The organism is Paracoccus endophyticus (genome assembly GCF_003286075.1).
Classification (GTDB): Bacteria; Pseudomonadota; Alphaproteobacteria; order Rhodobacterales; family Rhodobacteraceae; genus Paracoccus; species Paracoccus endophyticus.
Genome location: NZ_QLUV01000002.1, coordinates 212,775 through 239,043, shown reverse-complemented (window position 1 = coordinate 239,043; position 26,269 = coordinate 212,775). Strand labels below are relative to the sequence as shown.

Here is a 26,269-nt window from a genome sequence, read left to right as displayed (position 1 = left end):
GCGTTGCAATCCCGCGGCCTGCGCCCCATAACGCATCCGACCAGCGAAAGGCCCAGCCATGACCTATCTGGAATTCGAAAAGCCGCTTTCCGACCTGGAAGGCAAGGCCGAGGAGTTGCGGGCGCTGGCCCGGCGGGGCGAGGGCGTGGACCTTGAGAAGGAGGCCGCGGCGCTGGACCGCAAGGCCGCCGACATGCTGCGCGACCTCTACAAGTCGCTTGACCCGTGGCGAAAGACGCTGGTGGCCCGCCACCCCGACCGGCCCCACTGCATCGACTATATCGACGCGCTGTTCTCGGAATGGACGCCGCTGGCCGGCGACCGCGGCTTTGCCGACGACCATGCGGTCATGGGCGGCCTTGCGCGGTTTCGCGACCAGCCCGTCGTGGTGATCGGCCACGAGAAGGGCAACGACACCCGCTCGCGCATCCACCGCAACTTCGGCATGACCCGCCCCGAGGGGTACCGCAAGGCCATCCGCCTGATGGAACTGGCCGACCGCTTCGGCCTGCCGGTCATCACGCTGGTGGACACCCCCGGCGCCTATCCCGGCAAGGGGGCCGAGGAACGCGGCCAGTCTGAGGCGATCGCCCGCTCGACCGAGAAATGCCTGCAGATCGGCGTGCCGCTGGTGTCGGTCATCATCGGCGAGGGCGGGTCCGGCGGCGCCGTGGCCTTTGCCACCGCCGACCGGGTGGCGATGCTGGAACACTCGATCTATTCGGTGATCTCGCCCGAGGGTTGCGCCTCGATCCTGTGGAAGGACGCCGACAAGATGCGCGAGGCGGCCGAGGCGCTGAAGCTGACCGCGCAGGACCTGAAAAAACTGGGCGTGATCGACTGCATCATCAGCGAGCCCGTGGGCGGCGCCCAGCGCGCCCCCGCCGAGGCCATCGCCGAGGTCGGCCGCGAGATCGGCACGCTGCTCGACCAGCTCAAGGGGGTCAAGCCGGCCGAGCTGGTCCGGGCGCGGCGGCAGAAATACCTGGACATGGGGTCGCGCGGGCTGGCCGCCTGACCATCGGCGGTGCGCCTTGGGCGCCCCCCCCGGACCACCCTTTGGGCGGTGCCGCGCCTGGCGAAGGGAACCGTCCCGACTCGGGACACAGGGGGCTGTCTGCCCCCTCTGGCCCCCGTGCGTGCCACTTCCGTGGCCTTCCTCGCTGGAAGCAGTCCACCGGACTGGTTCGCGGGCGCACGGGAAGCCCGAGGATACGTGCCGCCCGAGACCCGCAGGCCCCCGCCAACACGGACGGGGGCCGCTTCGGTCGGCACGGTCATCGGCGTCCCCGCCTGTCCCGCGCAGGTCTTTTCGCATGAGGGTGCGAAGAGTCGGTTAACGCGCCTCGGGCGGCGGCAAATATCCTCGGGGGGTCCGGGGGGCAGACAGCCCCCCGGCGCGGCCGGGCCGCCTCAGGCCTCCTGCGCGCCCGCCATCAGCTCGCCGTCCTGCGGGGCCTTGTGGCGGCCGGGTCCGCGGGCGGCGCGGATCGACGCCTCCAGGATGTCCAGCGCCTCGTCGAAGACGGCGTCCGGCACCGTCAGGGGCGGCAGGAACCGGATGACGTTGCCGTAGACGCCGCAGGTCAGCAGGATCAGGCCGCGCGACAGCGCCTCCTCGCGCACCTTGTTGGTGAACTCGGGGCTGGGCCGGGACCCGACGTTGAACTCGACCGCGTTCATCAGGCCGGGGCCGCGGATGTCCACGATCTCGGGCACGTCGTCGCGCAGGGATGCGAGGCGCTGCTTGAGCCGCTGGCCCAGCCGCTCGGCGCGCTCGGACAGGCCCTCGTCCTCGATCACGTCCAGCACGGCGTGGGCCGCGGCGACGCCCAGCGGGTTGCCCGCATAGGTGCCGCCCAGGCCGCCGGGGTGGGGCGCGTCCATCACCTCGGCCCGGCCGGTCACAGCGGAAATCGGCAGACCCCCACCCAGGCCCTTGGCCATGCAGGTGAGGTCGGCCGCGACGCCGTGCAGCTCCATCGCGAACAGCCGGCCGGTGCGGGCAAAGCCGGTCTGCACCTCGTCGGCGATCAGCAGCATCCCGTGGTCGTCGCACAGCTGGCGCAGCGTTCGCATGAAGCCAGACGGAACGGGATAGAAGCCGCCCTCGCCCTGCACGGGTTCCACGATGATCGCGGCCACGCGGGCGGGATCGATGTCGGCCTTGAACAGCTTGTCCAGCGCGGCCAGCGCGTCGGCCTGCGTCACGCCATGCAGCTCGTTCGGGAACGGCAGGTGCCAGACATCGGGCATCATCCCCCCGAACCCCGCCTTGTAGGGCTGGACCTTGCCGGTCAGCGTCATGCCCATGAAGGTGCGGCCGTGGAACGCGCCGGTGAACGCCACGATGCCCGACCGCCCGGTGGCATAGCGGGCGATCTTGACGGCGTTCTCGACGGCCTCGGCGCCGGTGGTGGCGAAGATGGTCTTCTTGGCGAAGTTGCCGGGCACCAGGCGGTTGAGCCGCTCGGCCAGGGTCACATAGTTTTCATAGGGCACGACCTGGTGGCAGGTGTGGGTGAACCGGTCCAGCTGGTCGCGCACCGCCTGCATCACCCGGGGATGGCGATGCCCCGTGTTCACCACCGCGATGCCGGCGGCGAAGTCGATGTAGCGGTTGCCGTCCTTGTCCCAGATCTCGGCGTTCTCGGCGCGGTCGGCATAGATCTGCGTGGTCATCCCCACGCCGCGCGAAATGGCGGCGTTCTTGCGGTCGGTCATCGTGGTCATTGGCGCATCCCCTGTCGCGCGGCCCGCGTCCGGGCCTGTCCTGCGCCCATCTAGCGCCCCGCCCCCGCGGGACACAATCGCGCGCGGCCGAATCGTCCGGCGCCACGCAACCCCCTGTCGCGCCGTGCGTTGGCCGACACACGCCCCTGCCGGAAGGCCCCATGTTCCCGATCCGCGACCACAATCCGTCTGAGCGGACGCCCTATGTCACCATCGCGCTGATGCTGGCGAACGTCGCGATGTTCCTGCTGACCGCCCCCTGGGCCGGGGGCATGACCGGCCTGTGGGAAGACCTGGCCCTGTATCCGGTCGCGGTCCTGAATGGTTCGCAGGTCTGGGGCGTGCTGACGCACATGTTCCTGCACGCGGGACTGCTGCATCTGGGCGGCAACATGCTGTTTCTGTGGATCTTCGGCGACAACCTCGAGGATCAGATGGGCCATGGCGGCTTTCTGGTATTCTATCTTGCCTGCGGTTTCGCGGCCGCGGGCGCGCAGATGGCGGCAAACCCCGCCGACGGCATCCCCATGGTCGGCGCGTCGGGGGCGATCGCCGGGGTGATGGGGGGCTATCTGCTGATGTTTCCGCGCGCCAAGGTGGACGTGGTCGCGATCATCATCATCCTGATCAAAATGTTCACCATTCCCGCCTGGGTGATGCTGGCGGTCTGGTTCGCGATTCAGCTGGTGTCGGGCTATGCGATGCACGGCGGCGAGGCCGGCGTCGCCTACTGGGCGCATGCGGGGGGGTTCGTCGCGGGCCTGGTGCTGGCGCTGCCGGTGTTCCTGCGCCGGGGCGGGCCGCAGTTCTGGGCGCGCACCCACGGCCACCCGCCGCACCGGCCGGTCGTCTATGCCCCCACCCGCATCCCGCCGGTGCGCCGCTAGCGCCGGACCCCGCGGCTCATGTGACGCTTGCCGGCAAAGCCGGGCGCGCGGGTGACGTCGAACCCCGCCGCGGCCAGCGCGCGCCGCACATGGCCCGCGGCGGTATAGGTGGCAAAGCTGCCGCCCGGCGCGGCATGGGCGCCGACCGCCGCCATCAGCGCATCGGACCACAACTCGGGGTTTCGCGCGGGGGAGAACCCGTCCAGGAACCAGGCATCCGCGCGGCCGTCCCAGGCGGGCAGCGTCTGGCGCGCGTCCCCCGCCACGATCCGGGCGGTCACATGGCCCACCGTCAGCGTCTCGCCGCCCCAGCCTGCGCGCAGCTGCGCCGACAATGCCGCCAGATCGGGGAAGGCCGCATGGGCGCGGGCCAGCTCTGCCAGGCTCAGGGGATAGGCCTCGAAGCTGGTGAAGCGCACGGGCACCGTCGCCACCTGCGCCAGCGCCAGCAGGTTCAGCCCGGTGCCAAAGCCGGTTTCGGCCACGCAAAAGCCCGGGACCAGCCGTGCGGGCAGGTCGTTGCCGGCCAGAAAGACGTGGCGCGTCTCGTCCAGCCCGCCCGCCAGGCTGAAATAGGGGTCGTCGAAGCGCCGCGACACCGGCACGCTGCCGCGCCAGTCCAGCCTGCTCTGGTCGTCAGCCGTCATCCGCGCTACCTCCGGCGCCGGCAATGGCGGGGGCGCGCGGCGATGGCAAGGGCGGTGACGGTGATCGGCGCGGGGATCATGGGCCTTGCCTGCGGCTGGGAACTGGCGCGGCGCGGGGCCGCCGTCACCGTGATCGAGGCGGCGCGCATCGGCGCAGGGTCCAGCGGCGGCACGGTGGGCGCGCTGGCGCCCCACGCGCCGGAGAACTGGAACGCCAAGAAACAGGTGCAACTGGACGCGCTGGTCGCGGCCGAGGGCTGGTGGGCCGCGGTCAGGGCGGCGGGGGGCGTCGATCCCGGCTATGCGCGCACGGGCCGGGTGCAGCCGGTCGAGGCCGCGGCGCTGGAGCGCATCCACGCCCGCATCGCTGCGGCGGCGGCGGTGTGGCCGGCGCCGTTCCGCATGGCGCTGACCGACGCGCCGGCGGGGCCGCTGGTGCCCGACAGCCCGTCCGGTCTGTGGCTGACCGACAGCCTGACCGCGCGCCTGTCCCCGCGCGCCGCGGGCCGCGCGCTGGCCGCGGCGATCCGTGCAACCGGCGGCGCGGTGATCGAGGGCGCGGGTCCCCAGCACCCCGACGCGCTGGCGGGGCCCGTCGTCTGGGCGACCGGCGCGCCGGGACTGGCCGCACTGTCGGCGGATCTGGGGCGGCCGGTGGGGTCCGGGGTCAAGGGCCAGTCGGCGCTGCTGGACCTGTCCGCCCCTCAGGCCGCGCAGGTCTTTGCGGACGGCGTCCACATCGTCCCCCATGCCGACGGCACCACCGCGGTCGGATCGACCAGCGAGCCGGAGGCCACCGACGGGGCCACCGATGCGGGGCTCGAGGCGCTGGTCGCGCGCGCCTGCGCCCTGTGCCCGGCGCTGGCAGGCCGCGCCGTGCTGGACCGCTGGGCCGGCATCCGCCCCCGCGCCGCCAGCCGCGCGCCGCTGATCGGGGTCTGGCCAGGCCGCCCGGGCCATCTGGTCGCCAACGGCGGGTTCAAGATCGGCTTCGGCATGGCCCCGGCGGTGGCGGCGATCGTGGCCGACCTGGTGCTGGACGGCACCGACCGCATCCCCGAGGGGTTCCGGCTTTAGGGCCGAGGGCCTGCTCAGCCCCGGCGCGAATGCCGGCGCGCGTCCTGCGCGATGGCGCGTTTCAGTTCCAGCAGTCCGATCTGGCGCTGCACCGCGCGGCGCTCGGCGGGGTCCTCGATCTGCTCAAGGACCGCGCGCCGGGCCTCGATCTCGCGCGCCAGCGAAACCTCGGCCGGGACGACGCCCGCGTCCGCCATCATCCGGTGCAGCACGTCCTCGGCGCTTTCGCGCAGCCGCTCGGGGTCCAGCGGCTTGCCCTCTCCGGCCAGCCCGCTGAGCTCGCCCCGCGCCGCGGCGGCGTCGATCCGGCGCAGGGCGATGCGCTCGAACCAGTGCATCACATCGCAGCCAGCTGGGCCAGCGCGGCGTTCAGGCGGGCGATCTCCTCGTCCAGGTCGGCCAGCTTGGCGCGGGTGTCCTCGATGACCTCGGGGTCGGCGCTTTCGACGAAGCGCGCGTTGCCCAGCCGCCCGCGCAGGCCGGCGGCGTCGCGGGCGCCCTTGTCGGCGGCCTTCTTCAGCCGCGCGCTTTCCGCCGCCACGTCGATCACGTCACCGATCGGCAGGGCGAAGGACGCGCCCGGCACGGCGACCGCGATGGTGCCGGCGGCGGCCGCGCCGCTGACCGGCGGGGTGACGCGCGCCAGCCGCTCGATCAGCGCGCCGTTCGCCGCCAGCGCCGCGCGGGCGGCGTCGTCGGCCTCGGTCACGATCAGGTCCAGCCGCGCCCCGGCAGGCACGCCCATCTGGGCGCGGGCGGACCGCACCGCCTCGATCAGCCCGATGACCCAGTTCATCTGCCGGTCGGCGTCGGCGTCGATCAGCTCGGCGCCATAGGCGGGCCAGTCGCCGTGGACCAGCATCCGGGCGCGCTGGCCGGTCAGGGCCCAGATCTCCTCGGTGACAAAGGGCATGATCGGGTGCAGCAGCGTCACCGATTGCTCGATGACCCAGCGCATCGTCTGGCGCGTCTCGTCGGCGTGCGCGCCGTCGAACAGGGGCTTGGCAAACTCGACATACCAGTCGCAGACCTTGCCCCAGACGAACCCATACAGCACCGCCGCCGCCTCGTTGAAGCGATAGGCGCCCAGCGCCTCGTCCACCGCCAGGCGCGCGCGCGCGACCTCGCCCATGATCCAGCGGTTGACCGTGTGCGTCGGTGCGGGCTGGGCGGCGGGCTGGGCGGCGGGCTGGCCTGCGGGCGCGGCGAAGACGCCGTTCATCTCGGCAAAGCGGGTCGCGTTCCAGATCTTGGTGACGAAGTTGCGGTTCGCCTCGACGTGCTTGGGCCCCAGCTTGGGGTCGCGCCCCATCGCGGCCATGCTGGTCAGGGTGAACCGCAGAGGGTCCGCGCCATAGGCGTCGATCAGGTCCAGCGGGTCGATGACGTTGCCCTTGGACTTGGACATCTTGGCGCCCTTTTCGTCGCGCACCAGCCCGTGGACATAGACGGTGCGGAACGGCACGTCCCCCACGACGGCAAGCTGCATCATCATCATCCGGGCGACCCAGAAGAAGATGATGTCGAACCCCGTCACCAGCGTCGAGGTCGGAAAATATTTCCGCAGCTCGGGGGTGTCCTCGGGCCAGCCCAGCGTGCCGATGGGCCACAGGCCGGAACTGAACCATGTGTCCAGCACGTCGGGGTCGCGCCAGACGGGATAGACCAGATGGGTGGGGTCCTGCGTCAGCGTGTAATCGGCCAGCGAGGCCGCCAGCGCGTCCACCGCCGCCGCGCGGTCGGCCACCTCGACGATGCGCGAGATTTCCAGCGGTTGCGGCAGGCCCGCAATGTCGTCGCGGAACGCCTCGGCCACGTCGGCGAAATGCGCCGCGGCATGGTGGCGTTCGCCGGCATCGACCAGCCCCTCGGCCAGCAGGGCAAACAGCTCCACGGCGTCCAGCGCGCCGTCGCCCTCGTCGTCGGCAAAGCCCGGCGGCGAATGCAGGTCCAGCCCGTACCAGACGGGGATCTGGTGGCCCCACCACAGCTGGCGGCTGATCGTCCACGGCTCGATGTTCTCCAGCCAGTGGAAATAGACCTTTTCATGCTGCTCGGGCAGGATGCGGGTGCGCCCGTCACGCACCGCGTCGATGGCGGGCTGCACGATGCGGGCGGTGTCCACGAACCACTGGTCGGTCAGCATCGGCTCGATCACCACGCCCGATCGGTCGCCGAACGGCTGCATGATCTTTTTCGCCTCGACCAGGGGTCGGTTTTCCAGATGCTCGGCGCCGGTCTCGGGTTCGATCTCGCGGTGCAGGACGGTGACGGCCAGCCCCTCGGCGGTGATCGCCTCGACCACGCGGCGGCGGGCGTCCAGACGGTCAAGGCCGCGCAGGTCCTCGGGGACCAGGTTCACGGCCGACACGTCGCCCACGTCCTCACCCCGCGCGGCGCGGGTGGCGATGGCGGCGCTTTCGGCATAGCTCAGGCCGTCCTCGCGCATCCGGGCGCGGCCGTCCATCAGCGCATACAGCGGGATGCCGTTGCGCATCGCCACGCCATAGTCGTTGAAGTCATGCGCCCCGGTGATCTTGACCGCGCCCGACCCGAAGCCGGGGTCCGGGTACTCGTCGATGATGATCGGGATCAGGCGGCGCTGGTCGCACGGCCCCACCGGAATCTCGCACAGCTGGCCCACGATCGGGGCATAGCGCGCGTCCGACGGATGCACCGCCACCGCGCCGTCGCCCAGCATGGTTTCGGGCCGGGTGGTGGCAATGCTGATGTAGTCGCGCGTCTCGCGCAGGGTGATGCGGCCGTCCGCGTCGCGCTCGACATACTCATAGGTGGCGCCCCCGGCCAGCGGGTACTTGAAGTGCCACATATGGCCGTCGACCTCGCGGTTCTCGACCTCAAGATCGCTGATCGCGGTCTCGAACCGCGGGTCCCAGTTCACCAGCCGCTTGCCGCGATAGATCAGGCCCTTGTCGTACAAATCGACAAAGACCCGGATCACCGCGTCGTGGAAGTTGCCCTCCTCGCCGGCCGGCGCACCCGGCGCGCCCGACATGGTGAAGGCGTTGCGCGACCAGTCGCAGCTGGCGCCCAGACGCTTGAGCTGCTCGGTGATGGTGCCGCCCGACTCGGCCTTCCATGTCCAGATCTCGTCGGTGAACGCCTTGCGGTCCCAGTCCTTGCGGGCAGGCTTTCCCTCGGCCGCAAGCTTGCGTTCCACGACCATCTGCGTGGCGATGCCCGCGTGGTCCTGGCCGGGTTGCCACAGCGTGTCAAAGCCGCGCATCCGGTGCCAGCGCACCAGGATGTCCTGCAGCGTGTTGTTCAGCGCGTGGCCGATGTGCAGGCTGCCGGTGACGTTGGGCGGCGGGATCAGCACGGAAAACGCGGGCGCCCCCGGTTTCGCGTTGGCGCCGGCGGCAAAGGCGTCCGAGGCCTCCCACGCGGCGGCGATGCGGGCCTCGGCGGCGGCGGCGTCGAAAGTCTTGTCCATCGGCATGGCGGTCATCCCTCTGCTTGCCTGCGGGTCTAGCGAAGCCGGTCCGAAAGGCCAAGAGAGGCCGCCCGCCGCCGGGGAACCGCCCGTGCGCGCATCGGGTATCGCGGGAACCGCACGGGCTCGCGCGAGACCGCGCTAGACCGCGCGGTCGAACTTGGTGGACAGATGCACCAGGCTTTCGGACGACCGCACCCCCGTCAGGTTGCCGATCTGGTCCAGCACCTCGTCCAGCTCGGCCGTGGACGAACAGGCCAGTTGCAGCAGCAGATCGACGCGTCCGGACGTCGAATGGACGCGCTCGACCGCCGGCAGCGCCCGCAGGCGCGCCAGGATCGCCGCCTGCGCCCGCGGCTCGATCGTCAGAAGGCAGGTCGCGCGGATGCGCGACAGGCGCGCGGCCTCACCCAGGCGTAAGGTATAGCCGGCGATGGCGCCGGTGGTTTCCAGCCGCTCAAGCCGGGCCTGCACGGTCGATCGCGCCACCTTCAGGCGCCGGGCCAGCACGGCCACCGACATCCGCGCATCCTGCGACAGCTGCGCGACGATGGCGCGGTCCAGTTCGTCCATGGGCGGGGTCCTGTCATTCTGCCGACGCAACCGGCAGATTAACGTGACCCGTGCGCGTTTCCACCCTTTTCAACGCTGCAACGGGACCGCATAGGCGCGAACCTGCAGGGGGCGGGCGAGCCGCCGTCAGAAAGGACTGGGGATGGGACTGACCGAAGGCCACCTGGCCAAGACCGTATGGGACAATCCGGCCGAGATCATCCGCGCGATGCGGCCGGAAAACCCGGTGATGGTGTTCGCGCCCACCGTTCTGCAGGACCGGGCGCGGCGCTTTCTGGCGGGCTTTCCCGGCCTTGTGACCTATGCGGTCAAGTCGAACCCCGACGAGGCCGTGATCCAGAACCTGGTGGCGGCGGGCATCCGCGGCTTCGACGTGGCCTCGCCGTTCGAGATCGACCTGATCGGCCGCCTCGCGCCGCTGGCCGCGCGCCACTATCACAACCCGGTCCGCTCGCAGGCCGAGATCGCGCACGCCGTCCACGCGGGGATCAAGGCCTGGTCGGTGGACAGCCGGTCGGAGCTGGAGAAGCTGTTCGCGCAGGTGCCGCCCGAGGGGTGCGAGATCTCGCCCCGCTTCAAGCTGCCGGTGGCGGGGGCGGCCTATGACTTCGGCTCCAAGTTCGGGGCGTCGCCGGAACTGGCGGCCGAGTTGCTGCGCGCCGTGGCCGACCGCGGCTATGTCGCCTCGCTGACCTTTCACCCCGGCACCCAGTGCGTCGATCCCGCCGCATGGGAGACGTATATCCGCACCGCCGGCGACATCGCCGACATGGCGGGCCTGCGCCCCGCCCGGCTGAACGTGGGCGGCGGGTTCCCGTCCTGGCGGGTCCACGGGGTCGACCCGGACCTGAATGCGATCTTCGCCCGCATCGGCGAGACCACCGCCGAGGTGTTCGGCGCTAAGGCGCCCGCGCTGGTCTGCGAACCCGGGCGCGGCCTGTGCGCGGATGCGTTCTCGCTGATCACGCGGGTCAAGGCGGTGCGCGACGGGACCAGCGTGTTCCTGAACGACGGCGTCTATGGCGGGCTGACCGAGCTGCCGATCATCGGCAACCTGGACCGCATCGAGGTGTTCCGCGCCGACGGCACGCCGCGCGGCGAGAACGGCCACGGCCGCGTGGTGTTCGGCCCCACCTGCGATTCGGTGGACCGCCTGCCGGGCGAACTGTCGCTGCCCGACGACATCGCCGAGGGGGATTTCGCGGTCTTCCACGGCGCCGGGGCCTATTCGGTCGTCACCAACACCCGCTTCAACGGGTTCGGAGAGATGCGCCACGTCACGGCCCTGTCCCTGGACTGACGCGGCGGTCCCCGGCACGACGGGGACCGCCGCCGCGGTCCCGAGGGCGGGCCACCTGCCGGCCCGCCCGCCGGGCCGGCGAAACCCGTCAACCGAATCGTAACCTTGGGCGTTGAGGGTCTGACCATGACCCAGCCTCGGCGCCCGATCCCCCACGTCATCCTGATGGACGGCACGCTCGCCACCACAAGCGGCCCCCGTGCGACCCACATCGGCACGATTCGCCGGCTGGTGCGCCGCGCGGGTCCGGTGCGGATGCACTATGCGCGCGGGCTTTCCTGGGACGACTGGCGCGGCATCAGCGCGGTCGCCACCGGCCGCGGGGTCGAGGACCGCATCGAAGCCGCCTATGGCTGGCTGGCCAGCAGCTGGCGGCCGGGCGACCCGATCTTCATCTTCGGCTATTCGCGGGGCGCCTTTGCCGCGCGGTCGCTGGCGGGGATGATCGGGCGCGTGGGCCTGCTGACCCCGCAGGCCGCGACCGAACGCAACATCCGGCTGGCGTGGCGGTTCTATCACCGCGGCGGGTCGGCGGCGGCGATGGCGGCGTTCCGCCGCCGCTGCAACCCGGACGTGACCATCGACATGGTGGGGGTCTTCGACACGGTGATGGCGCTGGGGGTGCGGCTGCCGCTGCTGTGGATGCTGACCGAGGCGCGGCACCGCTTTCACGACCAGCGGCTGGGCAGCCATATCCGCTTTGGCGCGCAGGCGCTGGCCCTGGACGAGACGCGCGCGGCCTTCCAGCCGATCCTGTGGGAGGCGGACGCCGCCCAACGCATCGAACAGGTCTGGTTCCGCGGCAGCCATGCCGACATCGGCGGCCAGCTCGACGGGTTCGAGGCGGCACGCCCGCTGGCCAACATCCCGCTGGTCTGGATGCTGGGCCGGGCCGCCGCGCAGGGCCTGCCGCTGCCGGCGGGCTGGCGGGCCGGCCTGCCCTGCGACCCCGACGCGCCCTCGGTCGGATCGTGGCGCGGCTGGGGGCGGGCCTTCCTGCTGCGGGCGCCGCGCACGGTCGGCACGACCGGGACGGATGTGCCGGATGCCTCGGCCCTGCCCTATGACGGGCCGGCGCTGATCGGGGCCGCCCGGCGGCCGCGCTGGCGCACGCTGCGCAAGCCGCTGGGCAAGCTGCGCCCGGTCGCGGGCAGGCTGGGCCCGCGCATGCGACGGATGCGCCTGTCGCGCCGGGCCGCCGCCGCGACCCCGCCCGAGACGGACCCCTCGCAACAGCCGCCTCCCGCGGCGCTGTGACCGCGAGCCTTGCGCGGTCGCAGCGGCGTCGCCGGGGGCGCGGCCGCCCAAGGCTCGGCCCGGTGCCGGCGGTCGTCCCGCGACGACAACGCCACCGCGATGCAAGGCCCGGTCATGGCGCCCGCGGCAAAGACGAAGATCAGCGGCCCCGGCGCGCCGGCCGGGGCGGTGCAGGCCGGGGCATGCGGGCCTCAGGCGGCGACCGCCTCGCGCGCGGTGACGCCCAGCGCGGCGCAGACCTCGGCGGTCAGCTCGGGGCGGTTCAGCGTATAGAAATGCAGCCCGTCCACCCCGCCGGCGATCAGGTCCTGGCACAGCGTGATCGCCAGGTCGCGGGCCAGCGCGCGTTCCCCCTGGGGACCGGCGGCGGCGAACGCCGCCTCGGCCCAGCCGGGCACGCTGGTGCCGCAGCGCGCGGCGAATCGCTTGGCGCCCGCCCAGCCCTGGATCGGCAGGATGCCGGGCCGGATGGGCGCTGTGATGCCCGCCGCCGCGCAGGCGTCGCGAAAGCGAAAGAACGTGTCGGCGTCGAAGAAGAACTGGGTGATCGCCCCGCTTGCCCCGGCATCGACCTTGCGCTTGAGCCAGGTCACGTCGGCGTGACCGTCGGGGCTGTCGGGGTGCGGCTCGGGATAGGCTCCGCAGCGGATGGTGAACCCGCCGCGCGCCGCGATGGCCGCGATCAGCTCGACCGAGCTGGCAAAGCCCTGCGGATGCGCCTCGAAGCGGTCGGCCCCCTGCGGGGCGTCGCCGCGCAGGGCCACGATCTCGGTCACGCCGGCGTCCGCATAGGCCTCCACGATGGCCATCGTCTCGTCGCGGGTCGCGTCCACGCAGGTCAGGTGGGCGGCGACGTTCAGCCCGTAATGGCCCGCCAGCGCCGTCACCGCCTCGTGCGTCAGTTGCCGGGTGGTGCCGCCCGCGCCATAGGTCACGGACACGAAGTCCGGCCCCAGCGGGGCCAGCGCGCGCGCCGTTTCCCACAGCCGGAACGACTGGTCCAGCGTCTTGGGCGGAAAGAACTCGAAGCTGACGGCAGGTGCGGACATGGAAGGTTCCTTTCGCAGGCCTTGTGCCACGAGGGCGAGCGTGAAACAAATTCATCTTGTTCAACTAGACCATGAGCGCGGCTCATCATGCATCTGGAACTGCGCCATCTGCGGACCATCCGCGCCATCCATGACATGGGCGGTCTGGCCCGCGCGGCCGAGGTGCTGAACATCACCCAGTCGGCCCTGTCCCACCAGGTCCGCGCGCTGGAGGATCAGGCCGGCACCGCGCTGTTTCTGCGCCAGACCAAGCCGATGCGCCTGTCCCCCGCCGGGCTGCGCCTGCTGGCGCTGGCCCGCCAGGTGCTGCCGCTGGTCGAGGCGGCGGAATCCGAGATGCGCGGCGTGACCCAGGGGCGCGTCGGACGGATGCACATCGCCATGGAATGCCACGCCTGCTTCAACTGGCTGCTGCCGGCGCTGGACGCGTTCCGCCATGTCTGGCCGCAGGTCGACATCGACGTGCGCGCGGGCCTGGCCTTTACCGCCCTGCCCGCGCTGATGCGGGGCGAGGCCGATCTGGTCGTCTCGTCCGACCCCGAGGACCTGGCGGGCATCGCGTTCGAGCCGCTGTTCGATTATCACCCGCTGCTGGTGGTGCCGTCCTCTCATCCCCTGGCGGGCCGCGATTTCGCCGAGCCCGCCGACCTCGCGACCGAGACGCTGATCACCTATCCGATGGACCGGGCGCGGCTTGACGTGTTCTCGCATTTCCTGGGACCCGCCGGGGTGCGCCCCGCCGTGGTGCGCGAGATCGAGCTGACAGACGTGATCCTGCTGCTGGTCGCCTCGGGCCGCGGGGTGTCGGTGCTGCCCGACTGGGTGCTGGCGCGCGAGGCGGGCAACCCCGATCTGGTGACGCGGCCTCTGGGGCGCAGCGGCGTGACCCGACGCCTCTACGCCGCGCTGCGCGAGGAAGACCGCGGCCTGCCCTTCATGCAGGACATGCTGCGGCTGGCGCGCGAGGCGCGATGACCGGACGCGGCGGCGCGATTTGGGGAACCGGACCGCCGGGCCGGGGCGTTCCCGTCCCGAACCGTCAGGGGAAACACACCATGCTCGCCTCGTTCCTCATGGGCCTTGTCGGCGGCCAGCGATCCATGACGCCGCTGGCGGCGGTCGCGGTCGCCGCCGCGCGGGGCGACCTGCCGCGCGACTGCGCCGCGCCCGGCATCCTGCGGCACCCGGCCGTCGCGACAGGCACCGTGGCGCTGGCGCTGGCCGAGATGGCCGGCGACAAGATGAAGACCGCGCCCGACCGGATCGTCCCCTTGGGGCTGGCCGCGCGGTTCATCGTGGCGGGGCTTGCGGGCGGTGCGCTGGCCCCGCGCGGGCAGTTCTGGAACGGCGCGGCGGTCGGGGGGATCACGGCGGTCGCGGCGTCCTATCCCGGCTGGCGGGCGCGGATGGCCGCGATGCAGGATCACGGCCAGACGCCCACAGGCCTGGCCGAGGACGCGCTGGCCCTCGCGGGCGCCGTGGCGATCGTGGCGGGGCTGCGGGCCGCCCGGGACTGAGGGGGCGGCGGCGCGCAAGGCCCTTGGCCGCGCAGCCGCTTCACTTTCGGCGGCGACCGGCCTAAACGGGCCTGCCCCGACAAAGGACACCCACCATGGCCAGCGCCAATCTGAACGTGATGATCAAGGCGGCGCGCAAGGCGGGCCGCAGCCTGGTCAAGGACTTCCGCGAAGTCGAGAACCTGCAGGTTTCCGTCAAGGGGGCCGGCGATTTCGTCACCCGCGCCGACCGCGAGGCCGAGCGCATCATCAAGGAAGAGCTGCGCGGCGCGCGCCCGACCTATGGCTGGTGCGGCGAGGAAACCGGCACCCAGGCCGGCGAGGACCCGACCCGGCGCTGGATCGTCGATCCGCTGGACGGCACGACCAACTATCTGCACGGGCTGCCGCACTGGGCGGTCAGCATCGCGCTGGAGCACAAGGGCGACATCGTCGCCGCCGTCGTCTTCGACCCCGCCAAGGACGAGCTGTTCTTCGCCGAGCGCGGCGAGGGCGCCTTCATGAACGACCGCCGCCTGCGGGTGTCGGGCCGGCGCGACCTGTCGGCGTCGATCTTTGCCACCGGCGTCCCCTTCGGCGGGCGCGGCACGCTGCCCGCGACGCTGAAGGACCTGGCGCGGCTGATGCCGGTGACGGCCGGGGTGCGGCGCTGGGGCGCCGCGTCGCTGGACCTGGCCTATGTCGCGGCGGGGCGGTTCGACGGATACTGGGAACGCGGCATCCAGGCCTGGGACGTGGCCGCGGGCATCCTGCTGGTCAAGGAGGCCGGCGGCTTTGTCGAGCCGCTGCGCGCCGGTCATGACGGGCCGGTGGCCGACGCCTCGGAACTGGTCGCCGCGAACGCCGTGCTGTTCGACGCCTTCGCCGGGATCGTGCGCACCCGCGACTGACGCGTGGGGCAGCATCCGCGGAACGCTGGTCCCGCAAAGCCGCCGTTGAGGCGCGGGCGCGAGGCGCGTCGCGGCGTTGCGGGCGCGAGGCGCGTCCGCGCCGGGGCCTAGGGCGTGGCGGCGGGCGGCTGCGGCAGGGCATAGCCGCCCGGACCCAGCCGCAGGATCGGCGCGGCGGGCCACGGTCCCGCATCCAGCCCACCATCGGCCAGCGCCCTTGGATCGGGGGCTTTCCTGCCCCCCTCATCGGCCTGGACCGCGGCGGTCCGTCCGGCCGGCCGTGGGTCCGCCGGCGCGATTGCGGCATCGCCGGAGCCGGGCAGGCGGGCCGCATCGGGCAGGACCGCGGCCGCGCCCGGCACGCCCGGCCGCGGGTCAGCGCCGGGGTCGCCGGCCTGACGCACGCCCGCTGCGGGCGGCGCAAGGGTCGCGCTTGCGGCGGCGGCCGCGGCCCCGCGCTTAAGCCTCGCCTCCTCCTCGGCCTTGATGGCCGCGGCGCGGGCGACCAGCCAGGCGGGCGTCGCGCGGGGCCGGTCCGACAGCGCCAGCACCAGAGGCGAGATGCGGGGCGGCGGCATCAGGCCGCCCCCGCGCAGATCCCAGCTGGGCACGACGGGCACCGGGTGCCCCGCGATCCGCGCCCGGTACATCGGCAGTGATTCCGCCACCCGCATCACATAGGTCCGGGTCTCGTCGAACGGGATCATCTCGACCCAGTCCACCGGATCGGCCGCGCCCTGCCCGGTGCGCCGCAGGTCGCCGAAATCGCGCAGCCAGCGCGCCGGACGTCCGGGACCGGCGTTGTATCCGGCCGCGACCAGGGCGACCGAAGGGCCGAACCGCGCCCGCAGCCCGTCCAGATAGGCCGCCCCCAGCCGCGCGTTATAGGCGGCGTCGGTCGTCAGCCGGGCAAGGTCAAAGGGCTCGCCCAGCTGGCGGGCCATCTGCCGGGCGGTGTCGGGCATCACCTGCATCAGCCCCAGGGCGCCGGCCGGGCTGCCGACGGTGTGGTTGAACTCGCTTTCCCGGCGCGCGATCGACAGCACCAGCTCGGGCGGCAGACGCAGGTCCGCGTCCTCGAGCCCGGTCAGCGGGAAATAGGCGGCGGGATAGATGCCGCCCTTGGCCGCCGCGGCCTTGGCCAGACGCAGCGCGTCCCAGGGGCGGTGCAGCTCCAGCATCAGCCGCGCCATGCGGGCGATGTCCTCGTGCGCGGCGGTTTCGGCCAGATGCAGGAAAAACCGCTGCGCCTGCTGCGGCTGGCCGGCCGCCACCAGCCAGATGCCCGCCTGGAACACGCGGTGGTCCAGCAGCGCCGCGCCGCGCCAGTCGGGCAGCGTCTCGACCGCCCGACCCGGCACGGCCAGGGCGGGGGTCATCCGCGCGCCGGTGCGTTCGGCGGCAAGCTGGCCGTAAAAGGCGGACTGATGCACCGCCGCGCGGGCAAAGGCCGCATCGGCGGCGGCGGTGTCGCCCGCCGCCTCGGCCGCGCGGCCGCGCCAGTAATGCGCCCGCGACAGGGTGATGGGGCCGCTGTCGCGGTCGGGCAGCCGGGCGAAATGCGCGGCCGCGCGGTCGGCGGCGCCTGCGCGCAGCGCCGCATAGCCGGCCAGCCAGTCCAGATCGACCGCGTCCTCTCCGCCCGGCAGGAAATGCCCGGCGGCCAGCCGTTCGGCCAGCGCCCAGTCGCCCGCCCGCAACGCGGCGCGGGCAAAGTCGCGGCGCGCGTCCGCCCAACGCGCGGGATCGCGCAGCGCCTCGGCCGATGTCGAGCGGTCCAGCATCAGCGCCCGCGCGGCGTCGCGCTGCTTGACCGCAAGGCGCCAGCGGAAACGGTCCATCGCCAGGCCCGCGTCCTCGCGCAGGGCCGCGGGCAAGGCCAGGATCAGCGCATCGACGCCCGTGCGGCGCGCCTGCACGGCGATCCGCGCGCGGGCCAGATCGGCATCCGGCCCGGGCACAAGGGCCAGCATCCGTTCCGCAGGCGCCCATTCCCCCGCATCCAGCAGCGTCCGCAGGCGGGCGGCATGGTGCGGCGCGACCTCGGGGCCCCAGGCGGCAAGGAAGGCGGCCTCGTCGGCGGGCTCCAGCGCGGTATGGGTCCAGAAATCGGCGACGGCCGCCGCGCGCGCGGGCCCCTCCAGCGCGGCGAACAGCGCCCGCGCGCCGGTCAGCGTCTGCGGGCGCCGGCTGCCGAACCAGGCCAGCACCTCGGCCGCGGGCGGGGCTGGGTCCATCCGCGCCTCGCCGCGCTCGAACAGCAGCTCCAGCCCCGGCCAGCCGGGGTTGCGGGCGGCAAAGTCGCTGTAGTGCGCCCAGGTGCCATGGCCCGCGCGCAACTGCTGCCAGGCGATCAGGTCCGCGGCGATCGGGCCCGACTGCGCCGCAGCGGCGGCGGCGGCCGTCCAGTCCCGCGCCTCGGCCGCGGCAAGCGCGCGGCGCAGCGCCGACGCATCCTCGGCCCCGGCCATGACCGGCAGGGTCAGCGCCACGGCGGTCAGCCAGGCGGTCAGGGTCGGACGGATGCGCCTCATGCGCGCAATCTGGGGGCAGGCGCGGGCTGCGGCAACTCACATCCTCGGCAGGCCTGCTTGGCAACACCGGTCTGCGGTTGTATGCCGCCCCAAACAAGCTGTCAGGACGCCCCCATGTTCAAAGGTTCCATGCCCGCGCTGGTCACGCCGATGACGGCCGATGGCGCCGTCGATCTGGCCGCGCTGGAACGCCTGGTCGAATGGCAGATCGAACAGGGCAGCCACGGCCTGGTCCCCGTCGGCACCACCGGCGAAAGCCCGACGCTGAGCCATGATGAGCATCGCCGGGTGGTCGAGGAGGTCGTCCGCGTGGCCGCGGGGCGCGTGCCGGTGATCGCCGGGGCCGGGTCGAACGCCACGGCCGAGGCGATCGGCCTTGCCCGCCACGCACAAGAGGTGGGCGCCGACGGCGTCCTGGTCGTGACCCCCTATTACAACAAGCCGACGCAGGCCGGGCTGATCGCCCATTTCACCGCCGTCCACGACGCCACCGACCTGCCGATCATCATCTACAACATCCCCGGCCGGTCGGTCGTGGACATGACGCCCGAGACGATGGGCGAGCTGGCGCAGCTGCCGCGCATCGCGGGCGTCAAGGACGCCACCGGCAAGCTGGAGCGGGTCTGCTTCCAGCGCATCACCTGCGGCCCCGATTTCATCCAGCTGTCGGGCGAGGACGCGACGGCGCACGGCTTCAACGCGCAAGGCGGGGTCGGCTGCATCTCGGTCACGGCCAACGTGGCGCCCGCCCTGTGCGCCCAAATGCAGGAGGCCTGCCTGCGCGGCGACTATGCCACGGCCCTGGCCCTGCAGGACCGGCTGATGCCGCTGCATGTCGCCATCTTCCTGGAACCGGGGCTGGTCGGGGCGAAATACGGGCTGTCGCGGCTGGGCAACGGGCTGTGCGGCGAAACCGTGCGGCTGCCGCTGACGCCGCTGTCGGCGGGCGTGCGCAGCCGCATCGATGCCGCCCTGGCCCACGCCGGGCTGATCTGACCGCGGCGCAGGGGGGCGGGACCGTGGCCATGGCCTATGCCGTCCTGATGATCGCCATCGTCCTCGAGGTGATCGCCACCTCGTTCCTGATGCTGTCGCAGCAGTTCACCCGCCCGCTGCCGACCGTCATCATGGCGCTGTGCTATCTGGCGTCGTTCTATTTCCTGTCCCAGGCGCTGCGCCACGTGCCCCTGGGCGTGGCCTATGCGGTGTGGAGCGGGCTGGGCATCGTGCTGACGGCGGGGATCGGCGTCGTCGTGTTCCGCCAGACGCCCGACCTGCCGGCGGTGATCGGGATCGGGCTGATCCTGGCGGGGGTGATCGTCATCAACGGGTTCTCGCAGGCCGTGCCGCACTGACGGGCGGCGGGACCCGACGCCACCGGGGCTAGCCCCGCGCCGCCGCCAGCGCGCCGGGCAGCGCCTCGGCCAGCGCGTCAAGTTCCGGGTCGGGGCCGCAGCTGATGCGGATGCAGCGGTCCTGGGGCGCGACCCAGGGCATGCGCGCAAAGACGCCGCGATCGGCCAGCCCGGCCAGCACCCGGCGCGACAGCGCGCCGTTGCCGCCGCAGTCGATGCTGACGAAGTTCGTGGCCGAGGGCAGCGGGTCCAGCCCGTTGTCGCGCGCGATGACGGCGATGCGGTCGCGCGCGGCGGCGACCTGCGCCACGGTGCGCGCCAGCCACGCGGGATCGTCCAGCGCCGCCAGCGCGCCCGCCTGCGCCATGCGGTTCACGCCGAAATGGTTGCGCACCCGGCCGAACGCCCGGATCAGGTCCGGCGCGCCCAGCGCATGGCCGATCCGGGCGCCCGCCATGCCATACGCCTTGGAAAACGTGCGGAACCGCAGCACGCGCGGGTCGTCGGGGTCGATCCGCGGCAGCGCGGGGGCGAACTCGGCATAGGCCTCGTCCAGCAGCAGCACGCAGCCGTCGGGCAGCGCGGCCACGGCCGCCTCGATCACCGCGGGCGCGTGCCAGCCGCCCATCGGGTTGTCGGGGTTGCACAGATAGATCACCCGCGCGCCGCTGTCGCGGGCGGCGTCGATCAGCCCCTCGGGGTCCTGCCGGTCGTCGCGATAGGGAACGGCGTGGCGCAGGCCGCCAAAGCCCGCGACGTGGAAATCGAACGTCGGATAGCCGCCCAGCGAGGTCACGACCCTGTCGCCGGGACCGACCAGCAGCCGCACGGCCAGGCCCAGCAGCCCGTCGATCCCCTCGCCCACGACCAGGTGGTCGGGGGTGCAGCCCAGGTGCGCCGCCAGCGCCGCCCGCAGGTCGTGGCTGGTTGGATCGCCATATTTCCAGGCCTCGGCCGCGGCGGCCTGCATCGCCGCCACGGCGTGCGGCGGCGGGCCGAAGCCATTCTCGTTCGCACCCAGCCGCGCGCGGAACGGCGCGCCGCGCTGACGCTCCAGCGTCTCGGGGCCGACGAAGGGGACCGCGTCGAGCAGGCTGGCGGGGATGGGCGCAAGGCGTGGGGTCATGGCGCAGGCAAAGCGCAAAGCGGCGGCCCGCGCAAGCATCCGGCGGCAGGCCCGCGGGCGCGGCCGGGTGTCGCGGGTGCCGCGAACCGCCCGCGGGCCGGGGCTCCGATGCGCCAGATGTGGCACCTAAGCGACGCAATCTCATAACATATGTTCCGGCTTGCAACCAATCCGTCACGGCCTCGTTATCACCCCGACAAGGCGCCGGCATCCTGGCCCTTTTGCAGTCAGGAGAAGGCATGAAAAGACGCATCGTGGCCGTGTCGGATTTCTGCGACCCCTCGCCTTCGGGCCCATCCGCACTCGACTATGATCATTTTCATGCTGCCTGGACGCAGATCTCCGTCCCTTCGTCCAACCCGCCCGGCCCGGTGGTCGGCGGCTATCTCGAGCGCCTGCCCCTGGCGGCGGTGGCCGCGGGGCTTGCCGACACGGCCGAGGTCTGGAGCTTTGCGGGCGCCGACGACCGGCCGCGCGACAGCGCCGGGCTGATCACCCCCGGGCCTGCCGGGCTGACCCGCCGCGTCTTTCGCGCCGACGGCCATGCCGCGCCCTACGGCTCGGCCGATGCGCTGGCCCATATCGCCGTCCATGGCGCGCCCGACATCCTGTGCGTCTGGGGCCTGGGCGTGAACGAGGCGCTGCTGGATGCCTGCCGCGACAGCGTCATCATCTACAACTCGATCGACGCGCCCGCGATCCGCATCCCGCCCGCCGTCAGCCGTCATGTGGACATCTTCCTGACCGGGGCCGACTGGCAGTCGGCCGAGATCCGCGCCCGCCATCCCGGCGCGCTGTGCGCGGTGCTGCCGATCGGGCCGGAATTCGCGTCGGACCTGACGTTCCATCCAACCGGCGCGGCCAAGGACTATGACGTGGTCTATGTGGCCGCGACCCAGCCTTACAAGCGCCACGACCTGCTGCTGGACGCGCTGGCCGCGCGGCCGGGGACGCGGGCGCTGTGCGTCGTGGGCTATGGCCACATGGCGGACGCGCTGCGCGACGAGGGGGTGGCCCGCGGCCTTGACATCGACTGGGTCGGTCCCGTCAGCCATGACGAGGTCAACGCGCTGATCAACCGCGCCCGCGTGGGCGTCGTCTGCGGCGTCCAGGACGGGGCGCCCGCCATCCTGACCGAATACATGCTGGCCGGGCTGCCCGTGCTGGCCAATGCAGGGCTGGTCTGCGGCCGCCAGTACATCCGCCCGGACACCGGGCTGACCGCAGCCGAGCCTGACTTCGCCGCCGCGCTGGACCGGCTGATCGCCCGCCACGCAACCTATGACACCCGCTCTGTCGTCCAGGCGAACTGGACATGGCGCCATTCGATCCAGCGCCTGTCCGACCTGATCGACACAGCCTTGGACCGGCACGCCAGAAAGGTTTCCGCATGACCATCGCCCCCCTCAACACGCCCGCAATGCCCGTCCACGCCCCGGTCGTGGCCCCGCTGATCTGTTTTTCGCATCTGCGCTGGGATTTCGTCCTGCAGCGCCCCCAGCACCTGATGGGCCGCTTTGCCGCCGACCGCCCCGTCTGGTTCTGGGAGGAGATGATCCCCGCCGATCACCATTTGCCCTATCTGGAGTTCCATGCCTTTCCCGGCACCACCGTGCAGGCGGTCCGCCCCCGCGTTCCCCGCCATTTCTCGCCCGAGGACACCACCCGTGCGCTGGCGGGCCTGCTTGACCAGTTGCTGGTCGTGACGGGCGCAAAGGCGCCCGTGCTGTGGTTCTACACCCCGCAGATGTGGCCGTTCGCCCGCCACGTCGAGGCATCGGCCGTCGTCTACGACTGCATGGACGAACTGTCGAACTTTCGCTTTGCGCCCCATGACCTGCGGCAGAACGAGGCCGACCTGCTGGCGGCGGCGGACGTGGTCTTCACCGGCGGCCACAGCATCTACGAGGCCAAGCGCAGGCGGCACGACAACATCCACCCGTTTCCGTCCAGCGTCGATGCGGCGCATTTCGCGCGCGCCCGCATGCCCTGCCCCGATCCCGCCGACCAGGCGGCGATCCCCCGGCCGCGGCTTGGCTATTACGGCGTCATCGACGAGCGGCTGGACCTGGAGCTGATCCGCGCCACCGCCGCCGCCCGCCCCGACTGGCAGATCGTGATGATCGGGCCGGTCGCCAAGCTGTCGCCCCACGACCTGCCCCGCGCCCACAACATCCACTGGCTCGGCCAGAAATCCTATGGCGAGCTGCCGTCCTATCTGGCGGGGTGGGACGTGGCGCTGATGCCCTTCGCCATCAACGAGGCCACGCGCTTCATCAGCCCGACCAAGACGCCCGAATACCTGGCGGGCGGCTGCCCCGTGGTGTCCACGCAGGTGCGCGACGTGGTGCGCCATTATGGCGACATCGCCGCGGTGCGGATCGCCGACGGGACGCATGACTTCATCGCCGCCTGCGAGGCGGCGCTGGCCGGCCGCGCCGATCCCGCGCCCTGGCGCGACGAGGCCGATCGCGCGCTGGCGACGCTCAGCTGGGACAGCACCTTCCGCCACATGAACCGCCTCGTGGCCGAGGCCGTGCAGGCCCGCGCCGCGACCCGCGGCCCCGACCGCTTTCCCGCGCCGGGCATCCGGCGGGGCGCGCGCGCCTATGACGTGGTGATCGCGGGCGCAGGCTTTGCCGGATCGGTGCTGGCCGAGCGGCTGGCGCAGGCCTCGGGCCAGCGGGTGCTGGTGGTGGACAAGCGCGACCATGTGGCCGGCAACGCCTATGACCACGCCGACGCCGCGGGCCTGCTGGTGCACCGCTACGGTCCCCACATCTTCCACACCAACAGCGACGAGGTGGTCAGCTATCTCAGCCGCTTCACGCGCTGGCGCCCGTACGAGCATCGGGTCCTGGCGCAGGTGGGCGACCGGCGGCTGCCGATGCCGATCAACCGCACGACGATCAACGGCCTGTACGGGCTGGACCTGACGACCGAGGCCGAGGCGGCCGCCTTCCTGGCCGCGCAGGCCGAGCCGGTGGCCGAGATCCGCAACAGCCGCGACGTGGTGGTGAACGCGGTCGGCACGCGGCTCTACGAGACGTTCTTTCAGGGCTATACCCGCAAGCAGTGGGGGCTGGACCCGTCGCAGCTGGACAAGTCCGTGACCTCGCGCGTGCCCACGCGCACGAACGCCGACGACCGGTATTTCACCGACAGCTTCCAGGCGATGCCGCTGGAGGGCTATACCCGGATGTTCGAGCGGATGCTGGACCATCCCCACATCGACCTGGCGCTGGGGCAGGATTTCCACGACCTGCCCGCAGGCGACCTGGCGCCCCTGACGATCTATACCGGGCCGATCGACGCCTTTTTCGGCCACCGCTATGGCCCGCTGCCCTATCGCAGCCTGTCGTTCCGCCACGAGACGCTGGACACCCGCCGCTTTCAGGAGGTGGGCGTCGTCAACTATCCCGCCGAGGACGTGCCGTGGACCCGCATCACCGAATACAAGCACCTGACCGGGCAGGTGCATCCGCAGACCTCGATCACCTACGAGATCCCGTCGGACGAGGGCGAGCCCTATTATCCGATCCCGCGACCGGAAAACCAGGCGCTGTTCAAGCGCTACGAGGCCCTGGCGCTGGAGCGGCCCGACGTGATCTTTGCGGGACGGCTGGGCAGCTATCGCTACTACAACATGGATCAGGTCGTGGGGCAGGCGCTGTCCATCCATCGCCGCATGGCGGCACGGCTGGCCGAGCGCCGCCCGGCGGGAACGCTGGTCGCCGGGGAATAAGGCGTGATCCTGACGAAGACCGCGACGGTCGTTCTGGCGACCGACAGCCCCGAACCGTCCGGCGTGGGCCGCCACATGCTGACGCTGGCGGCGGCCCTGGCGGGCGACCGCACGGCGCCCGCGCCGCGGCTGCTGTTTCCCGACCACGCCGCGGGCCGGGCCCTGGTGGCCGAGGCCGCATCCCGCGGCCTGCGTGCCGACGCCGTGCCGCCGCAGGGCTGGCCCGCCGCGCTGGCGGGCGCGGCGCTGGTCCATGTCCACGCCGGCATCGGCTGGGAGGGCCACGGGCTGGTGGCCGCCGCGCGCAAGGCGGGGGCCGCGGTGGTGCGCACCGAGCATCTGCCGTGGCTGGTCACCTGCCCCCACCAGCACGCCGAGTATGCGGCGATGGTCGAGGGCGTCGATGCCGTGATCACCGTCAGCCGGGCGGCCGCGCACGGCTGGCGGCGGGTGCTGGCGACGATGCCCGGCCCGCGCCTGCCCATGACCTGCATCCCGAACGGGATCGAGCCGCCGAAGCCCTGCCCCCAGGGTGGCCTGCCACCCTGGCCGCAGCGACCGGGCGCGCCCGTGATCCTGTGCGTCGCGCGCTTCACCCGGCAGAAGAACCACCGCACGCTGATCGCAGCCCTGGCGCGGCTGCGCCGCCGTCATCCCCGCGCGCATCTGGCGCTGGTCGGCACCGGCCCCGAGGAGGCGGCGATCCGCGCCCGCGTGGCCCGGCTGGGCCTGACCCGCGCGGTCGATTTCCTGGGCGACCGCCGCGATGTGCCGGCGCTGATGGCGGCGGCGGACGTGGTCGTGCTGCCCTCGGACTTCGAGGGGTTGCCGCTGGTCGTGCTGGAATCCATGGCGCTGGGCACGCCCGTCGTCGCCACCCGAATCGGCGGCGTGGTCGAGGCGCTGGGCCCCGAGCATCCCTGGCTGGTCGCGCCGGGCGATGCCCGCGCCCTGGCCGCGGCGCTGTCCGACGCGCTGGACGACGGCGCGCAGCGGGTCAAGACAGGGCTGGCGCAGCGCGCGCGTTTCGACGATTTCTACACCGCAACCCGCATGGGCGGCGACACCGCCCGACTTTACGCCGCCGTGCTGCGCGGCAGACCAAGGACCGACGACATGACGACACGGCTGGGCTTCATCGGGGCGGGCGGCATCGCGCACCGCCATTTCGGCGTGCTGGAGCAGATGGACGATGTCCGCATCGTCGCCGTGGCCGATCCCGACCTGCCCCGCGCCGAGGATGCCGCGCGCCGCTTTGGCGCGCAGGCCTTTGCCGATCATGCCGCGATGCTCGGGTCGGTCGAGCTCGACGCCGTCTACATCTGCGTGCCGCCCTTTGCCCACGGCGACGCCGAGCGCGCCTGCATCGCGCGCGGCCTGCCGTTCTTCGTGGAAAAGCCCCTGTCGCTGGACCTGGCGCTGGCCGAGGAGATCGCGGCCGAGGTCGAGCGGGCGGGCCTGATCACCGCCGTCGGCTATCACTGGCGCTATCTGGACACGGTAGACGAGGCGCGCGCCGTTCTGGCAAACAATCCCGCGCAGTTGATGACCGGGTTCTGGCTGGACCAGACGCCGCCGCCGCAGTGGTGGTGGCGCGAGGATGCCTCGGGCGGACAGGTGGTCGAGCAGGCGACCCACATCATCGACCTCGCCCGGTTCCTGTCGGGCGACGTGACCGAGGTGTTCGCGCTGGCGACCCACCGCGACCGCGCCGACTTCGACGGGCTGACCGTGCCCACGGCCACCACCGCCACGCTGCGCTTTGCCTCGGGCACCATCGCCAACCTGTCGGCGACGTGCCTGCTGCGCTGGAACCACCGCGTCGGCCTGCACGTCTTCGCCGACGCCCTGGCAATGGAGATCACCGACCACGACATCATGATCGACGTGGGCCAGGGCCGCCCCGTCCGCAAGGCGCAGGGCGACCCCGTCTGGCGAGAGGACCGCGACTTCATCGACGCGGTGCAGGGCCGCGAGAACCGCATCCGCTGCCCCTATGCCGAGGCGCTGGAAACGCACCGCGTGGCGCTGGCCGTGTCGAAATCCGCCCAGACCGGCGCCCTCGTGACCATGGAGGTGCTGCGGTCCAACCCGCAGCCCTTTTTTCGCCAGGCCTCTGCGTAGG

General features: G+C 72.3%; 21 protein-coding genes. 13 read left to right on the top strand and 8 right to left on the bottom strand.

The genetic code is table 11. From position 1 onward, the window contains the following. Positions 1-58: 58 nt before the first annotated feature. Positions 59-1,018 (top strand): acetyl-CoA carboxylase carboxyltransferase subunit alpha, encoded by a 960-nt coding sequence (locus DPQ23_RS04725; RefSeq protein WP_112873525.1) that lies wholly within the window; start codon positions 59-61, stop codon positions 1,016-1,018. Positions 1,019-1,413: 395 nt separating this feature from the next. Here the strand turns inward: DPQ23_RS04725 and DPQ23_RS04720 are convergent, their stop codons facing one another. Then, positions 1,414-2,733 carry a 4-aminobutyrate--2-oxoglutarate transaminase gene (locus DPQ23_RS04720; RefSeq protein WP_112873524.1) on the bottom strand — a complete coding sequence of 440 codons (1,320 nt, stop codon included), beginning with the start codon at positions 2,731-2,733 and terminating at the stop codon, positions 1,414-1,416. 161 nt (positions 2,734-2,894) lie between these two features. Between DPQ23_RS04720 and DPQ23_RS04715 the strand changes: the two genes are divergently transcribed. Next, complete coding sequence (locus tag DPQ23_RS04715; RefSeq protein ID WP_112873523.1) at positions 2,895-3,620, top strand: rhomboid family intramembrane serine protease; 726 nt, start codon at positions 2,895-2,897, stop codon at positions 3,618-3,620. Here DPQ23_RS04715 and mnmC2 read toward each other — a convergent pair. After that, positions 3,617-4,267, bottom strand: a complete 651-nt coding sequence (gene mnmC2, locus DPQ23_RS04710; RefSeq protein WP_112873522.1) for a tRNA (5-methylaminomethyl-2-thiouridine)(34)-methyltransferase MnmC2 — start codon at positions 4,265-4,267, stop codon at positions 3,617-3,619. The genes DPQ23_RS04715 and mnmC2 overlap by 4 nt on opposite strands. Before the next feature lie 42 nt (positions 4,268-4,309). Here mnmC2 and DPQ23_RS04705 point away from each other — a divergent pair, with 42 nt between their 5' ends. Then, a complete protein-coding gene (locus DPQ23_RS04705; protein WP_112873521.1) occupies positions 4,310-5,344 on the top strand; it encodes an NAD(P)/FAD-dependent oxidoreductase in 1,035 nt (344 codons plus the stop codon). A 14-nt stretch (positions 5,345-5,358) separates the two neighbouring features. Here DPQ23_RS04705 and DPQ23_RS04700 read toward each other — a convergent pair whose 3' ends face one another. The 3 genes from DPQ23_RS04700 to DPQ23_RS04690 all read right to left on the bottom strand — a co-directional run bounded on the left by DPQ23_RS04700 (position 5,359) and on the right by DPQ23_RS04690 (position 9,371). Next, entirely contained in the window at positions 5,359-5,682 is a 324-nt protein-coding gene (locus DPQ23_RS04700) for a DnaJ family domain-containing protein (protein ID WP_112873520.1), read from the bottom strand. After that, positions 5,682-8,804 carry a valine--tRNA ligase gene (locus DPQ23_RS04695; RefSeq protein ID WP_112873586.1) on the bottom strand — a complete coding sequence of 1,041 codons (3,123 nt, stop codon included), beginning with the start codon at positions 8,802-8,804 and terminating at the stop codon, positions 5,682-5,684. Before DPQ23_RS04695 ends, DPQ23_RS04700 begins: the two co-directional genes overlap by 1 nt. 135 nt (positions 8,805-8,939) lie before the next feature. Further along, entirely contained in the window at positions 8,940-9,371 is a 432-nt protein-coding gene (locus DPQ23_RS04690) for an Lrp/AsnC family transcriptional regulator (protein WP_112873519.1), read from the bottom strand. Positions 9,372-9,513: 142 nt separating this feature from the next. On the opposite strand from DPQ23_RS04690, the gene DPQ23_RS04685 reads away from it, so the two are divergent. Together DPQ23_RS04685 and DPQ23_RS04680 are read left to right on the top strand one after the other, a co-directional pair. After that, positions 9,514-10,671 (top strand): type III PLP-dependent enzyme, encoded by a 1,158-nt coding sequence (locus DPQ23_RS04685; protein WP_112873518.1) that lies wholly within the window; start codon positions 9,514-9,516, stop codon positions 10,669-10,671. Between the two features lie 126 nt (positions 10,672-10,797). Further along, the gene (locus DPQ23_RS04680; RefSeq protein ID WP_240602410.1) at positions 10,798-11,928 is read left to right on the top strand and encodes a DUF2235 domain-containing protein; all 1,131 of its coding nucleotides are present in this window, start codon (positions 10,798-10,800) and stop codon (positions 11,926-11,928) included. A gap of 191 nt (positions 11,929-12,119) precedes the next feature. Here DPQ23_RS04680 and metF read toward each other — a convergent pair whose 3' ends face one another. Further along, positions 12,120-12,977, bottom strand: coding sequence for a methylenetetrahydrofolate reductase [NAD(P)H] (gene metF / locus DPQ23_RS04675; RefSeq protein WP_112873517.1), 858 nt, complete (start codon positions 12,975-12,977; stop codon positions 12,120-12,122). An 87-nt stretch (positions 12,978-13,064) separates the two neighbouring features. Here metF and DPQ23_RS04670 point away from each other — a divergent pair, with 87 nt between their 5' ends. From DPQ23_RS04670 to DPQ23_RS04660, 3 genes are all read left to right on the top strand, one after another. After that, entirely contained in the window at positions 13,065-13,952 is an 888-nt protein-coding gene (locus DPQ23_RS04670; protein ID WP_112873516.1) for a LysR family transcriptional regulator, read from the top strand. An 80-nt stretch (positions 13,953-14,032) separates the two neighbouring features. Beyond that, on the top strand, positions 14,033-14,494 hold the full coding sequence (locus tag DPQ23_RS04665) for a DUF4126 domain-containing protein (RefSeq protein ID WP_112873515.1): 462 nt from the start codon (positions 14,033-14,035) through the stop codon (positions 14,492-14,494). A 95-nt stretch (positions 14,495-14,589) separates the two neighbouring features. Further along, complete coding sequence (locus DPQ23_RS04660; RefSeq protein WP_112873514.1) at positions 14,590-15,384, top strand: inositol monophosphatase family protein; 795 nt, start codon at positions 14,590-14,592, stop codon at positions 15,382-15,384. 107 nt (positions 15,385-15,491) lie between these two features. Here DPQ23_RS04660 and DPQ23_RS04655 read toward each other — a convergent pair whose 3' ends face one another. Further along, a complete protein-coding gene (locus DPQ23_RS04655) occupies positions 15,492-17,918 on the bottom strand; it encodes a lytic transglycosylase domain-containing protein (protein ID WP_205961413.1) in 2,427 nt (808 codons plus the stop codon). A 114-nt stretch (positions 17,919-18,032) separates the two neighbouring features. Between DPQ23_RS04655 and dapA the strand changes: the two genes are divergently transcribed. Together dapA and DPQ23_RS04645 are read left to right on the top strand one after the other, a co-directional pair. Then, positions 18,033-18,914, top strand: a complete 882-nt coding sequence (dapA, locus tag DPQ23_RS04650) for a 4-hydroxy-tetrahydrodipicolinate synthase (protein WP_112873513.1) — start codon at positions 18,033-18,035, stop codon at positions 18,912-18,914. A gap of 29 nt (positions 18,915-18,943) precedes the next feature. After that, the gene (locus DPQ23_RS04645; RefSeq protein WP_112873512.1) at positions 18,944-19,273 is read left to right on the top strand and encodes a DMT family transporter; all 330 of its coding nucleotides are present in this window, start codon (positions 18,944-18,946) and stop codon (positions 19,271-19,273) included. A 28-nt stretch (positions 19,274-19,301) separates the two neighbouring features. On the opposite strand, the gene DPQ23_RS04640 is transcribed toward DPQ23_RS04645, so the two are convergent. Further along, complete coding sequence (locus tag DPQ23_RS04640) at positions 19,302-20,399, bottom strand: pyridoxal phosphate-dependent aminotransferase (protein ID WP_112873584.1); 1,098 nt, start codon at positions 20,397-20,399, stop codon at positions 19,302-19,304. A 239-nt stretch (positions 20,400-20,638) separates the two neighbouring features. Between DPQ23_RS04640 and DPQ23_RS04635 the strand changes: the two genes are divergently transcribed. Genes DPQ23_RS04635 through DPQ23_RS15715 form a run of 3 tightly spaced genes read left to right on the top strand, consistent with a single transcriptional unit; the run spans position 20,639 to position 26,268 of the window. After that, entirely contained in the window at positions 20,639-21,793 is a 1,155-nt protein-coding gene (locus tag DPQ23_RS04635; protein ID WP_112873511.1) for a glycosyltransferase family 4 protein, read from the top strand. After that, positions 21,790-24,144 carry a UDP-galactopyranose mutase gene (gene glf, locus DPQ23_RS04630; RefSeq protein WP_205961412.1) on the top strand — a complete coding sequence of 785 codons (2,355 nt, stop codon included), beginning with the start codon at positions 21,790-21,792 and terminating at the stop codon, positions 24,142-24,144. The genes DPQ23_RS04635 and glf overlap by 4 nt, the downstream gene beginning before the upstream one ends. 3 nt (positions 24,145-24,147) lie before the next feature. Beyond that, complete coding sequence (locus DPQ23_RS15715) at positions 24,148-26,268, top strand: glycosyltransferase (RefSeq protein WP_205961411.1); 2,121 nt, start codon at positions 24,148-24,150, stop codon at positions 26,266-26,268. The last annotated feature ends 1 nt before the right edge of the window (position 26,269 follow it).